The sequence below is a fragment of the Brevibacillus aydinogluensis genome (assembly GCF_961514395.1).
Classification (GTDB): domain Bacteria; phylum Bacillota; class Bacilli; order Brevibacillales; family Brevibacillaceae; genus Brevibacillus; species Brevibacillus aydinogluensis.
This window is the reverse complement of record NZ_OY569118.1, coordinates 1903645-1916339: the sequence shown is the minus strand read 5'-3', so window position 1 is coordinate 1916339 and position 12695 is coordinate 1903645. Positions and strand designations below refer to the sequence as shown.

The following is a 12695-nucleotide window of genomic DNA, read 5'->3' as shown; positions in this document are numbered from 1 at the left end:
TGAACCTCTTCCCCGCAGATCAGATGCGATTCGCATTCAGGTCAATATGGTTGCTCAGCCGATTTCCCAGGCCTTGCGCAGATCCTGCCCGGCCGGCCACGTTTCTCCCGCGAGCAGATAGGCAAAATAGCAATCGAGCGGGTCCCGGCTGTCGCGGTAGCAAGCGAGGCTTGAAAGCTCTTCCCATATGGCTTTCACGTACGGTGCCAACGTCTGTTTGTCGCCGCGGTAATACGCCCTGATGAGCGACACATCCAGATGAGGGCGGGCCGTCAACTGCTCGTGACAGGCGGCCACCAGCCGGGCGAGGTGCAGGATGCCTCGCGTCACATCCGGATGGACCAGCCAACTGGGCAGGGTGCGGTACTCAAACCCGCCGTGCGTCTTCTCCCGGATGTCTCCGAGGAATCCGTATCGGGGGCGCCGCTTCAAGCAGCCGGGGTCTTCCACCATGACCAACGGCAGGGCGAGATAGGCGTCCAACTTGCGGAGCAGGGAAAAGTCGAGGGCCACGCCGCTGAAGTGGATGTGCCCGCCGACGGGATAGCCGTCGAACGGCATGCCGCCCGCCAGCCACTCCACCGTCCTGTCCGTGATCTTGCGGCGGGCGAGCAAGAGCGCCTGCCGGATGCGGGCAAACAATTCATCCGGGTCGTCGGACGGCTCCGGACGCAGTTCGGCCAACGGATGCTGATGCAGAGCCAGCTCTTCCCGATACCGGGTGGAATCGCACCCGACCACCCCGCCTTTGCCCATGTAGTCGGAGGCCAGTACCATCGTGCCGTCCACTCCCCTCAGGGCAAACTCCGGGTCCGCTCCCAGCATCAGCCTGTCAGCGCTGCGCCTCTTTCTCTGGTTCAGCCACCAGTCCCGCGCCTCCCGCATAAACCGATCGGACATTTGGGCAGGCCAATACGGCGATACCCGCACCACTTTGACACGATGGGGCGAAGCTGCAGTCAGCAGCACTTCTCCGCACTCCAGCCCCGTGGCGTACAGGGCACGCACCGCCAGCTTGACGGCCACCTGCGCTTCCGGATCATTCGGCAGCCGCTCCACCGGCTCGAAGTGCTGCTCGCCCCACGGCTGGGACAGCCAGTGCGCCTTCTCCAGACTTTTTTCCAGGTGCAAGAGATGAAACTGATACAGTTGGACGCGATAGATCCGTGTCCCCGGCTCCGGACCAGCCTTTGCCGTCGCGATGCCGCTCATTTTGAGCAGTTTGTTGGCCTGGTTGCCCTTCGACAAACGATTAATGGCCGCCTTGATATTGGTCGGCATCACTTCGGTGTTGTATCGTCCGCCTGTCCCGGATGGCCTGCCGTTTTCACGTACGTGGATAAACATCATCCATCACCTCCGCTCTGCTGCTATAGCCTATGTGGCCCAGTGAAAAAAAGTGTGTGCCGGGACGGTTGCCCCGCCTGACCACCCGAAAAAAAGAAAAAAGAGGAGATGTGCCTCTCCTCTTAATCCAATTCGTCGAGCAATGTGGCCGAATCAAAGTCGTCAAACTCGTCGCTGCTGTCTTCGTAGTCACCGAGCAGGTGGAAGTCCTTGTCATCGCAGTTGTTGCAAACGACCACACACACTTTGGTTTCGCCAATAATTTCGACGGCAAATTCACTTTCCACTTTCACCGTGACAGTACCACCGCCGCTCAGTTCGGCTTTGACGCACTTCGGCTGTTCCACAGCCCGGGCGATAATTTCCAGGTCGCCGCGGCAATGTTTGTCGAAGAACGTAAGCGGAACGAGTACGGAGAACTTGACGGTTTCCCGCGTGACGTCGGTTTGGGTGTTATTGGCAAACGAGTACCACAGGTTGACGTCGTACGTACCAGTCACTTCAACCGCATCCCCCGCCAGCTCCGCCTGGAAGTTCGTGTTTATCATCCAGCATCCGAGGACAGTCGAAGGAGTATGCGACGGAATGATGGTGTGGGTCGTTTGGGAGAATTTATGACCTTTACCGCAGACGGCTTTTGCGATGAGTTCCCGGCACTGCAGGTCTTTGTCTATACCCGACATTTCTTTACCTCCTCCATACAACGTTTCTGTACATTTGTATGCAGGGCATTCGACTAGGGTGCAAACACCCACTGTCATTTTGGGGAGGATTGTCGGGAATTGATCGTGCCGTTTATTCGCCTGTTACGAACAGCAGCCGCGGGATTTTTCCGGTCCGCCGCCTGTTTCGCCGGTGAGCGGATTGCCGCCGGTGTCCAGGATGATGCGTTCGGACACCGTGTTGGCGATCACGTTTGTGACCATCTGCAGCAGATCGTTCACGTCCACTTGAGACTGTTTGAATTCAGTAACGATCGGAATTGCGTCCAGTTCCTCGTGAAGCTGGTTGTACTCCGCTTCCACTTTTTTCGCCAGCTCCGGTTTGTTCATCGATTCAAACATGACCATCTGTTTTTGTTTCTTCTTTAATTCCGCGATCAGCTCCTGAACGCGTTCGTTGTGTTTGATCTGCTGCTCGGCCCGTTTGTAGAAATCGACTTCCTTGGTGCGGGCAATCATTACAGCCAGTTCGCGGGCCTTTTCCAAAATCTCGTTGTGTGTGTACAGGCTTGTTTGTTCCATCGCTCCATTACACCTCGACTTTTGTCACGATCTCTCCGTGCAGGGTCCACGTCTTCACGTCCGTGATCCGTACGTGAGCGAACTGACCAATCAGCGATTTGTCGCCGACGAAGTGCACCAGCTTGTTGGACCGGGTGCGGCCAGCCAGCACATTGGGGTTGTTTTTCGATTCGCCTTCCACCAGCACCTCGACGACCTGGTTGTGCAGCTTCTGGTTCTGCTCCAGGCTGATCTTCGCCATCAGCTCGTTCAGGCGGTAGAGACGCTCCTTTTTTACCTCCATCGGCACGTTGTCTTCCATGACGGCAGCCGGCGTACCTTCGCGAGGCGAATAAATGAAGGTATAGGCGGAGTCGTAACGGACCTCTTCCACGAGGGAGAGCGTTTCTTCGAATTGCTCATCAGTCTCGCCGGGGAAGCCGACGATAATGTCCGTGGAAAACACCACGTTGGGAATCGCCGCTTTAATTTTACGCACCAATTCCAGGTAGTGTTCGCGCGTGTATTTGCGGGCCATCCGCTTCAGCACTTCGCTGGAACCGGACTGGACAGGCAGGTGGATGTGTTCCACCAGATTGCCCCCTTTGGCCAGGACTTCGATCAGACGGTCGTCAAAGTCGCGCGGGTGGCTGGTGGTAAAGCGGATGCGCGGAATGTCGATCTTGCGGATCTCGTCCAAAAGGTCGCCGAAGCCAAACCGGATGTCTTGGAAATCCTTTCCATACGCATTGACGTTTTGACCGAGCAGGGTGACTTCCTTGAAGCCTTGGCGGGCAAGTTCGCGCACTTCTGCGATCACGTCTTCCGGACGGCGGCTGCGCTCCTTGCCGCGCGTGTACGGCACGATGCAGTACGTACAGAACTTGTCACAGCCGTACATGATGTTGACCCAACCCTTGATGTTGCCTTCGCGGATCTTCGGCATGTTTTCGATGATGTCGCCCTCTTTGGACCACACCTCGATCACCATTTCCTTGCTGAACATGGCGTCGCGCAGCAGCACCGGCAGGCGGTGAATGTTGTGCGTACCAAAGATGAGGTCAACATGCGGGAAGCTTTTCAGGATCTTGTTGACCACGCTTTCCTCCTGCGACATGCAGCCGCAGACGCCGAGGATCAGGTTGGGGTTGTTGTTTTTCACCCGCTTCATGTTGCCCAGTTCGCCAAACACCTTGTCTTCGGCGTTTTCCCGGATCGCACAGGTGTTGAACAGCACTACGTCCGCATCTTCTGCTTCTTCGGCCGGGCTGTAGCCCATTTGCTGAAGAATCCCGGCGATTGTCTCGGAGTCGTGCTCATTCATTTGACAGCCGTAGGTGCGTACGTAGTAGCGCTTGCCTTTCCCGATATCCTTCATGTCTTCCGGAATGGCGAAGTCGTAATGCACCTTAACCTCTTCCTTGCCGCGTTTTTTCGCGTCTTTCAAGGAAGGGGGCTGGAAGTACTTGGCGTAGTCTGCTGTTGTTTTCGGGGACTTGCCGGATTTTAAGTCCGTAGTCGCCTCAGTTTTCATTGTCATCTGTCTATCACCTCAGTAAGCATTGGTTTTACGGTTTACCATCAACACATTATAGCATAGAACATTTTATTTTAACGAATAAATCAGGAACTTCCAGTGAATCTTTCTGGAAAACCATTTTCCTGCGACTTTTTTCACATTTTTCTGAATCGGGCTGGTCCACGTGCAACATTGCCGACCCGTCCGCCGTCTGAATAGCAGCAAAACGATATACCCCGAACAGGAGGTTCCCATGAAGCGAGTCCTATCTGTTTTTCTGGCGATTTTGATGATTCTGACTCTCGTGCCGTTCGTTCAGGCGGCGCCCTCGTTCTCCGATGTGCCCCGCAGCCATTGGGCCTACAAGGAAATCACCGAGATGGCGGCCAAAGGGATTATCAAGGGGTACGAGGACGGCAAATTCCGGCCCAACAATCAGGTCACACGCGCTGAATTTGCCAAGATCATGATTGCCGCGGCCGGCGTGGACATTCGCAAGAACAAGGTAAGTCAAACGTTTGTGGATGTGCCGAAGTCGCATTGGGCGTTCCTTTACGTGGAGCATGCCAAGCCATACCTGACAGGCTACAAGTCGGGCACCCGCTACTACTACAAGCCGGATCAGTACGCCGTCCGGGAAGACATCGCCGTGGCGCTGGTTCGCCTGCTCGGCTACGACCGCACGCACAAGGCGGACCAGGACGTGTTGAAACGTTTCCGCGACCATGAGCGAATTTCGCCCAACCTCCGTCCGTACATCGCCATCGCGATCCAGACCAATCTGATGAAAGGGTACAACAACGAGTTCCGTCCGCTTGATCCGATCACCCGCGCCGAAGCAGCCTCGCTCCTGTACCGTGCGCTTCTGGACCGAAACGATGACGAGACCAAAGTGGTTTTCCCCAACCCGGATAAACCGGAGCTGCCGCGCAGTGTAAGCGACAACTTCAGCGATACCGAACTGAAAAACTGGGACACCGATCATGCCGTCGGTACCTGGGGCGTCGTCAACAAGCAGGTGACTGCCATTTCCACCGAGAAAAATCTGCATCACTATTTCCTGCCGCTCATCTGGGATGAAGACAAAAACACGAAACGTTACGAATTGACCGTCGATGTCAACGTGAGCGGCTCCGATGGGCTGGGTGGCGTGTACTTCAACGGCAAGAACGGCGCAGCCCATGTCGTCTTCGTCAACAAAGACCGCGTCACGCTCGCCCGCGTGGAAGACGCCAAGGACGCCGACATTGACGTGATCGCGTCCGGTTCCTACAAGCTGAAAACGAGCAACCGGCTGAAAGTGGTCGTCGACGGCGACAGCGTCTCCATCTACATGAACGACCAGTTCCTCTTCAGACAGCAAAAAGTGAAACCAGAGGGTACCAAGCTGGGACTCTATCTGCAGCGTAACGCAACCAAAGACGCGCCGCGCAGCATCACCTATCTGGATAACTTCTCCTTTACAGCACAGCCGTGACGCCGCACCGCTTCCGTTTCCAGGGACCCCTGAGCGGAAGCGGTTTTTTCTTTCCCGGCAAACTTGCTGCGGTGCAGATCACTAGAAATGAACAAGGTACAGTTGTATAATGGTAGCGATTCTTGACCGGGGAAGGAGTTTCCTATGACCTTTACTGTTACTCAGCCGTTCCGCTGGATGGATTCCGGTGTCTATCGTGACAACCCGCTGGAGCCGCTGATTCGCGACGAAGCGCTGGCTGCTTACATGAACCGGGACGACGCCCAACCAGTCATCCACCTGTGGGTGTACGACAAGGCGCTCTACCTGGGCCGCCGCGACGCCAAGCTGCCGCGGCTGGAACAGGCGCTGCGCCAATTTGGTCAAGACGGCTTCGGCTGCGTGCTGCGCTCGTCCGGCGGAGCCTGTGTGCCGCTGGACGCGGGCGTGCTCAACCTCGCCTGTCTGCTGCCCGACACGTCGATTGCGATCGACGCTTTTTTCCAATTCGTCGCCCGGATGCTGCATGTGGGATTGCGCGAGTACGGCGACATGCAGTTTGGCGAAGTGACTGGTTCCTACTGCGCGGGCGAATACGACTTCTCGATTGGCGGCAAAAAAATCGGCGGCATGGCCCAACGGCGCACCCGCTTCGGGTCGATCCTGCAATTGTGCATCAACGTCGAGGAACAGCCGCGCGGTGCGTGGATGGAACGCTTCTACGCGAAAGCCGGCCTCGCTGACATGGACAATCACCGTCCCATTCCCTTCATCGACGGGAACACAGTGGGCAGCATCGCCGGATTGACCGGCCGCCCCGTTACCGTCTCGGACGTCAAGGAACGGCTGCTGACCGCCATCCGCAGGGAGTGGCCGATCAGCCCCGCACCGTTTGCCGTGCCCAAGACACTGGTGGAAGAATCCCGGCACCATCTCGCCGAGCGGTTGGGGTTGTTCGCGTTTACGGCGGATGAACTGATCAGGCCCGACTGGCATTTGCCGGGCTGATCCCCTATCATACCTTGCACAGGTGAAAAGCGCCTCGTAAAGAGAGGCGCTTTTGATTTGCGTCACTTTTCGAAACGGTTAGACCGCTCATTGTAGCGCAAGAGTTCGTAGGAGCTTTTTTCCATCAAAGAGAAGCCGGTTTGATCAAGTGTACGTTCCAGCTGAAAATAGATCATCGTATGGCGCCTGGGGTCAATCTGAACGGTACCGTCCAGCAGTTCTGTCGTCTCTCCCTGTTTATGCCGGTAGGCGGCCACACCGCTCCACACTTCCTGATAGCCGGAAGACGTTTTTCGCAGCACGTACAGCGTGCGCTCCTGACCGTGGCTGGCCGGTTTTACCGTCGTCACCACCAGGTATCCGCCGCCGGCTTGCTGGAGACTGAAGAGAGGTTCATTCTTGCTGTAGGCGGGCTGATAGTCTCCATCTTCGCTTGCGTACACGACGAACAAGCCTTTTTCACCGTCCAGCGTGAGTGAACCGGCCAGATCGACGGGCTGCGAAGTCGACTGGTTCTGTGTAACCGGCGGCAGCGTCATGACATGTATCCGATCCGGCATTACGCGGGAGCGCAGTGAGGTGTCCAGCCGTTCGCGCATGTCTTCCACCATCCACGCAGGCACAGCCGACGTGCCCAATGCCTGCTCCGAGTGGCCGGCTGGCTTGATCAGCAAACGGCCGGCCAACAGCCCTATTCCGGCCGATACCAGCATCATCAAGGCGACCGCTCCCCAGATGGGTTTACGCATGACTATCCAACTCCTTGCATACATACAAAAAGACAATAGGCGTCCATTTGTAATACGATGGAACCAGCCATTCGGTTACACGTCCATCCGACCAACGTCCCGCGTACGGCACAAGGTCCTGCGAACAAGGTCCGCTTGTTCCCCGCCTTGAACGATTGTACGACATACTGCCGGGCTTTTTTTCAGGCAGGACTACCGTACGCTTACGCCATACGGTATCATAGAAGTGAACCACAAGGGTACGGTACTGCCGTGCCGTCAGAGACGAAAAAAGGTGGTGGATTGTTTGAAGCAGGTTGAGCAATTGCTGCACACCAAACTCAACGAATTGGTCATCGCTTCGACCAAGGTGGCCCACGTGCAGTTGGGCAATTCACTGGAACACGCGCTGCTCGTGCTTACCAAAACCGGATATTCTGCCATACCCGTACTGGACCACTCCTACCGGCTGCACGGCCAGATCAGCACCACAATGATCGTCAACAAGATATTGGGACTTGAACGGTTTGAATATGAAAAGCTGTCCGACTACACCGTCGATGACGTGATGAACACCAAAGTCCCCCGGATGAAAGAGTCAGATGAGTTTCTCAAAGCCTTGGAGATGTCGATTAATCATCCGTTTATCTGCATCGAGGATGACACCGGGATTTTTCAGGGCATCCTGACCCGCAGGTCGATTCTCGCGGTCCTCTACCGCCACTTCCGCAACCTCCCCTCCCCTGCTGCGGAAAAACAATTCACCGATCATTCATGAATACAGTAAGCGACAATTTACTCCGCTCGCCAATCGAGTAGGAGGGGGTGGTTAACCCCCGTCCTCTCACACCACCGTACGTACCGACCGGTATACGGCGGTTCACCAAGCTTGACGAAGTGTGAAATATCGCTGTATCAAACTCATCAGCCCTTGTTGTTGCCAGTAGGCAATACCAAGGGCTTTGTGCATGTGCGGGGATTTTGTTGTCCGCCACGCCCCCTTTCGGGTGTTTGCGATTTCCAGTGCTCTGTTGTGAGAAAATCCAAGCGAACGAAGTTCGCGGTACCTCGTACGAACTCGTTTCCACTGCGTCCATAGACAGAGCCGGAGCCTTCGGCGAATCCATTCCTCTATTCGCAGAAGATGGGTTTTCGCCTCGGCCAGCGCAAAATACCCGATCCATCCCATGAGGTATTGGTTGAGTTTTTGAATCCTCTCCTGCATGGTCATGCTTCGATGTGGGTTGGTTAATTGGCGAATTCGTCCTTTTAACCGGGTGATCGATTTGGGATGCAGACGTATCCGCGCTTCCTTTCCCGGAATAAAGCTAAAGCCGAGGAACTTCCGGTTGCACGGGCGGTCCACCGCACTTTTCTGTTGATTTACCTTGAGTTTGAGAACCCTGGTCAAGTATCGCTCCACACTTGCCTTTACACGTTCACCCGCACGTTTGGAGCGGACGTAGATGTTGCAGTCGTCCGCATAGCGGCAGAAACGGTGTCCCCTTTTCTCCAACTCCTTGTCCAGGTCGTCTAGCAGAATGTTGGCCAACAGCGGACTTAAGGGGCCACCTTGCGGCGTGCCCTCTTCCGTCGTGACACACACTCCGTTGACCATGACTCCGGATTGCAGATAAGCGCGAATTAGTTTAAGAAGGCGCTTGTCCTTCACCTTGCGGGCAACCCGGCTCATTAGGATATCATGGTTGACCCGGTCGAAGAACTTCTCCAAGTCGATGTCGACCACATACCGGAATCCTTCGTTGATGTACTGTTGTGCTTTCCGCACAGCACTGTGAGCACGGCGGCCTGGACGGAACCCGAAGCTGGAGTCGGAGAACTCTGGGTCGAATATGGGAGTCAATACCTGCAGGATGGCCTGCTGGATGAAGCGATCTACCACGGTAGGGATGCCTAGCAATCGTATTCCCCCGTCAGGTTTCGGGATTTCGACCCTGCGGACAGGAGACGGCTTGTAGGTTCCCTTCTCGATTTGCGACCGGATGGTCGCCCAGTGCTGACGAAGGTAGTCGCGCAGTTGTTCGGTTGAAACACCGTCGATTCCCGCAGCACCTCTGTTGGCCTCCACTCGTTTGAGAGCGGCCATGAGGTTGTCCCGTGACAGCACTTTCTCCAGCATGCCCTGACGATACTCCTCTCTTCGCACACATGTTGCTAAGCTTGCCGTACGATGCTCAGCCCTTCTCTGTACCCTCGGGGCTTCACCCCTACTATTCAGAGGAAGTTCCATTTCGGAATTCTGCTTCGACGCACCGTATCGAAAGGGATTAGAACATGTGTTGACTTGATGTTCGGCCCTTCCTCCTTCGAGCGTCCTCTATCGGAGTACTATGGCCTCTGCTGACTTCTGCATGTTCAGCGCCCCCTCGCGGAGACGGTTGCCAACGGTAGTAGGCGTATCATGCAGACCTCCCCGGGTAAGGACGGTAACTTTCGTCCCATGTACCTGCCCAATTTACTGCTGCACTCCTTGGCTGTATGGGGCTTCACCTTGTTCGGCAGGCTCGCCCGAGTACAACAGCCTCAAATTGGGTTCGTGTACCTCAGGTCAGGACTTTGCCGCCGGCTTCCTTCAGATTCCGCCTCACGGCGGACACCCTTGCCTTAAGCTAACGGTTGGTACAGCCAACCCCCGTTCGGGACTTTCACCCTATAGCTACCGCCCATGCCGGGCGCACTGAAAAAAGCAGACCTAGTCCAGTTTGGCCCAGGTCTGCTTGCTCTACGGACGTGTCTGCCTGCCCCTTCCATTCCCGGCAAGCAGGGAACGCGCGTATTCCATCGGATGACGATAGGTTTTTTTAAACATGGCCAGTTCTCCCGCTTTGTAAAACGAATACCGCTGGTCCCGCACATTTATCTCAATCAGATACGGGTGGCCCTGCCTGTCGATGCCCATGTCCAGTCCCAGATCGGCAAGCGACGGAAAGTGGCGCTGATACTGCCTGGCAATCTCGACAGCCGCCCGTTTGATCCGCTCAACCACCTCTTTCTGCTGCTCGGCGGTAAACAGCGGCTCCAGGGCACGTGATAAGGGAACGGCACGTCCGCCGCGAGCCAGGTTGCTCAATTTGTTTGCCCGATTGGCCACCTTGGCGACCAGGCCGCTAACCGTCCACTCCTGATTTCCGTTTTTCTGCACCGACACGCGGATGTCAAATGTCTTGCCCTGGTAACGGGCAAGCGGCACTCCCTGCTGAATAATAAACCGCCTTTTGCCCACCCACCTGGCCGCTTCGGCCATCAGCCTCTTGCGGGACAAGGTTCTGTTCCGTCTGAACGCGATAAACCTGTAGGCGTTGTTGTGCCGTTCAATGCGGGCAACGCCAATCCCCACCGAACCAATCGCCGGTTTGACGTACACTGTCTGATACCGGTCCAAAAACATGCGAAGCCTCTCTGGTGTGAACAACACCGTATGCGGCAGGTAGGTACGGATGGCGGGATTTTTCCACAGCATCTGGTGTACCCTCCATTTGTCCCTCACCACCAGCCCGTTAAACACGGTGCGCGTCCTGCTCAGCCGGCGGATCGTGGCCCGTATCCGCCCGTTTCTGGACAGCACGCGGTTGTGGATCACCTTCGGCACGTTCACCAGGCGGGGAATTAATCGGCTTCCATTCCAAAAATGGCCCAGCACCCTCTGTCCGTCTGGCCGCACATGGCGCGGATGAAAAAAGACCGGCTCCATCCCCAGTTCCTTGCAAATCTCCGCGTAATAGGGAAGACGTTCGTAAGACTTGTCGCCTCTGATGCCTCTCTGCAAGACAGTCCAATCCAACATGATGCCTACTCGGTCCACGGTCATCCCCCTTGCTGCCATTCCTCACCCTATTGATATGAGTGACACATGGCTAGCGCGTGCCTATTTTTGCTCACCGTGGTGCATTACGGGGGAATGGATCTGCCGGGAGCGCGCCCAACCGACAGCCAGGCGACACGATTTTGCCCATGCCGCCACCGCTGTCGTATCCTGCGCTTGCCCGGGAAACGCAATGACGCGATCGCTAGATAACGGGCCGCCGCTCAATCGCCAGCAAAAACGGCGCCTGATTCTGCTGGTTGATGTACTGGTACTTCAATACCAGGTAATCCAGCTGGCTGAGTGTCTGGCAGTACGCCTCCACTGCCTCTTTTTCCACCTGGCCGGCAGGGTGGCCCCAGTATATCATCACCGTCATGATCCCGCCTGGCCGCAGGATTTTTAGCCCTGCTTCAATCGCCCGGACCGTGCTCGCCGCCTGCGTCGTGATTGCCTTGTCACCGCCGGGCAGGTATCCGAGGTTAAACATGATTGCTGCAGCCGATACATCCAGGTTGGCCATCTCTTCGTGGCTGGCCAGTTGCAGCTGCACCCGCTGCAGCACCCCTTCCCGCTCCAGCCGCTGCCGGGTCTTTTCCATGGCCAGCGGCTGAATGTCGTAGGCGATGACTCTCCCCTTTTCGCCGACCAGTTGGGCGAGAAACAGGGTGTCGTTGCCGTTTCCCATCGTCGCGTCGATAACTGTCTCATTTTCTCCGACGCGTTCGCGAATCAATTTTCGTGCTACTTCCAATACGTTGGGGAACAACGTCATTCTCTCCTCTCCTCATGCATTACAGCCGGATTTGCAGGCCAAACCGGGCGATGTGGCACGTACCCGTCCGGTATACATCCGCTTCCGCCCGCACTTCCTCCTCCGTGTAAGCAGGCCACAGATGGGTAATCAACAAGGATCGGCAGGCCAGCGATTCCGCCACCTGCGCTGCCTGCCGCACGGTGAGATGACCATGGGGCTCTGCCGGCTTGTAGCGCTCCAAGAACGTTCCCTCGCAGATAAACAGATCGGCCTGCCGGGCAAACGGGTCCCACATCGTATTCGGTCCGCTGTCTGCCCCGTATACCAGCGTTTTTCCCCCGGCTTCCAACCGCATGGCATAGCAGGGGTCACCATCCCCGTGGTCCGTGCGAAGAAAGCTGATCTGCACGTCCCCCACGGTCACTTGCGACTTTTCGTCTACGGGAACCAGGCGGGTTGCTTCCCGGTAAGTAAGCCCTGCTGCTTTTTCTGCCGGCTGTCCCGGCGCGTAGATCGGCAGCGGCTGATCGGGCGAGCGATCGCCCTCCCGTAGATGAACCATCAATCCGTACTGCAAAACCCCGACATCTGCCACATGATCGTGATGAAAATGAGACAGCAGAAGCGCATCCAGCTCGTAGATCGGGAGCAACTCTCCCAACTTGGCCAGCACGCCGCTGCCGCAGTCGAGCAGCAGGGTGGTGTGATCAGTTTGCACCAGATACCCGGGGGTGGCACCGCCTGGCCCCGGATAAGGCGACTGAAAGCCTAACACGGTTACCAGCATATTCACATCGCTTCCTTTCATAGGATGAATTAAGTGGGACAGGAGGT

12 protein-coding genes are annotated in these 12695 nt (G+C 56.4%); 3 read left to right on the top strand and 9 right to left on the bottom strand.

Annotated features, from left to right (window positions below; all coding sequences use genetic code 11):
- Positions 1-54: 54 nt before the first annotated feature.
- The 4 genes from Q7F15_RS09365 to miaB all read right to left on the bottom strand — a co-directional run bounded on the left by Q7F15_RS09365 (position 55) and on the right by miaB (position 4110).
- Positions 55-1347, bottom strand: coding sequence for a putative amidoligase domain-containing protein (locus tag Q7F15_RS09365; protein WP_304415460.1), 1293 nt, complete (start codon positions 1345-1347; stop codon positions 55-57).
- Between the two features lie 122 nt (positions 1348-1469).
- Positions 1470-2030, bottom strand: a complete 561-nt coding sequence (gene cotE, locus Q7F15_RS09360) for an outer spore coat protein CotE (RefSeq protein ID WP_171564728.1) — start codon at positions 2028-2030, stop codon at positions 1470-1472.
- A 123-nt stretch (positions 2031-2153) separates the two neighbouring features.
- Positions 2154-2591, bottom strand: coding sequence for a YlbF/YmcA family competence regulator (locus Q7F15_RS09355; protein WP_171564727.1), 438 nt, complete (start codon positions 2589-2591; stop codon positions 2154-2156).
- A 7-nt stretch (positions 2592-2598) separates the two neighbouring features.
- Complete coding sequence (gene miaB, locus Q7F15_RS09350; protein WP_304415459.1) at positions 2599-4110, bottom strand: tRNA (N6-isopentenyl adenosine(37)-C2)-methylthiotransferase MiaB; 1512 nt, start codon at positions 4108-4110, stop codon at positions 2599-2601.
- A gap of 232 nt (positions 4111-4342) precedes the next feature.
- Here miaB and Q7F15_RS09345 point away from each other — a divergent pair, with 232 nt between their 5' ends.
- Entirely contained in the window at positions 4343-5566 is a 1224-nt protein-coding gene (locus Q7F15_RS09345) for an S-layer homology domain-containing protein (protein WP_304415458.1), read from the top strand.
- A gap of 144 nt (positions 5567-5710) precedes the next feature.
- The gene (locus Q7F15_RS09340; RefSeq protein ID WP_212132538.1) at positions 5711-6553 is read left to right on the top strand and encodes a lipoate--protein ligase family protein; all 843 of its coding nucleotides are present in this window, start codon (positions 5711-5713) and stop codon (positions 6551-6553) included.
- 62 nt (positions 6554-6615) lie between these two features.
- On the opposite strand, the gene Q7F15_RS09335 is transcribed toward Q7F15_RS09340, so the two are convergent.
- The gene (locus Q7F15_RS09335; protein WP_304415457.1) at positions 6616-7302 is read right to left on the bottom strand and encodes a hypothetical protein; all 687 of its coding nucleotides are present in this window, start codon (positions 7300-7302) and stop codon (positions 6616-6618) included.
- Between the two features lie 286 nt (positions 7303-7588).
- Between Q7F15_RS09335 and cbpB the strand changes: the two genes are divergently transcribed.
- Positions 7589-8059: a cyclic-di-AMP-binding protein CbpB gene (gene cbpB / locus Q7F15_RS09330; protein ID WP_171564722.1), complete on the top strand. Its 471-nt coding sequence runs from the start codon at positions 7589-7591 to the stop codon at positions 8057-8059.
- A 102-nt stretch (positions 8060-8161) separates the two neighbouring features.
- On the opposite strand, the gene ltrA is transcribed toward cbpB, so the two are convergent.
- The 4 genes from ltrA to Q7F15_RS09310 form a co-directional block, all read right to left on the bottom strand.
- Complete coding sequence (gene ltrA / locus Q7F15_RS09325; protein WP_212133750.1) at positions 8162-9421, bottom strand: group II intron reverse transcriptase/maturase; 1260 nt, start codon at positions 9419-9421, stop codon at positions 8162-8164.
- A 603-nt stretch (positions 9422-10024) separates the two neighbouring features.
- Entirely contained in the window at positions 10025-11104 is a 1080-nt protein-coding gene (locus tag Q7F15_RS09320; RefSeq protein ID WP_304415456.1) for a YheC/YheD family endospore coat-associated protein, read from the bottom strand.
- A gap of 205 nt (positions 11105-11309) precedes the next feature.
- Positions 11310-11873 (bottom strand): tRNA 5-(aminomethyl)-2-thiouridylate-methyltransferase MnmM, encoded by a 564-nt coding sequence (gene mnmM / locus Q7F15_RS09315; RefSeq protein ID WP_304415530.1) that lies wholly within the window; start codon positions 11871-11873, stop codon positions 11310-11312.
- Positions 11874-11898: 25 nt separating this feature from the next.
- Positions 11899-12648, bottom strand: coding sequence for an MBL fold metallo-hydrolase (locus Q7F15_RS09310; protein ID WP_212132541.1), 750 nt, complete (start codon positions 12646-12648; stop codon positions 11899-11901).
- Between the last annotated feature and the right edge of the window lie 47 nt (positions 12649-12695).

Excerpts from the sequence above, each read along its gene's own strand:
- Q7F15_RS09345 (WP_304415458.1), top strand. The coding sequence starts at position 4,343 with ATGAAGCGAGTCCTATCTGTTTTTCTGGCGATTTTGATGATTCTGACT.
- ltrA (WP_212133750.1), bottom strand. The coding sequence starts at position 9,421 with ATGCTGGAGAAAGTGCTGTCACGGGACAACCTCATGGCCGCTCTCAAA.
- miaB (WP_304415459.1), bottom strand. The coding sequence starts at position 4,110 with ATGACAATGAAAACTGAGGCGACTACGGACTTAAAATCCGGCAAGTCC.
- Q7F15_RS09355 (WP_171564727.1), bottom strand. The coding sequence starts at position 2,591 with ATGGAACAAACAAGCCTGTACACACACAACGAGATTTTGGAAAAGGCC.
- cotE (WP_171564728.1), bottom strand. The coding sequence starts at position 2,030 with ATGTCGGGTATAGACAAAGACCTGCAGTGCCGGGAACTCATCGCAAAA.
- Q7F15_RS09365 (WP_304415460.1), bottom strand. The coding sequence starts at position 1,347 with ATGTTTATCCACGTACGTGAAAACGGCAGGCCATCCGGGACAGGCGGA.
- Q7F15_RS09340 (WP_212132538.1), top strand. The coding sequence starts at position 5,711 with ATGACCTTTACTGTTACTCAGCCGTTCCGCTGGATGGATTCCGGTGTC.
- Q7F15_RS09335 (WP_304415457.1), bottom strand. The coding sequence starts at position 7,302 with ATGCGTAAACCCATCTGGGGAGCGGTCGCCTTGATGATGCTGGTATCG.
- Q7F15_RS09310 (WP_212132541.1), bottom strand. The coding sequence starts at position 12,648 with ATGCTGGTAACCGTGTTAGGCTTTCAGTCGCCTTATCCGGGGCCAGGC.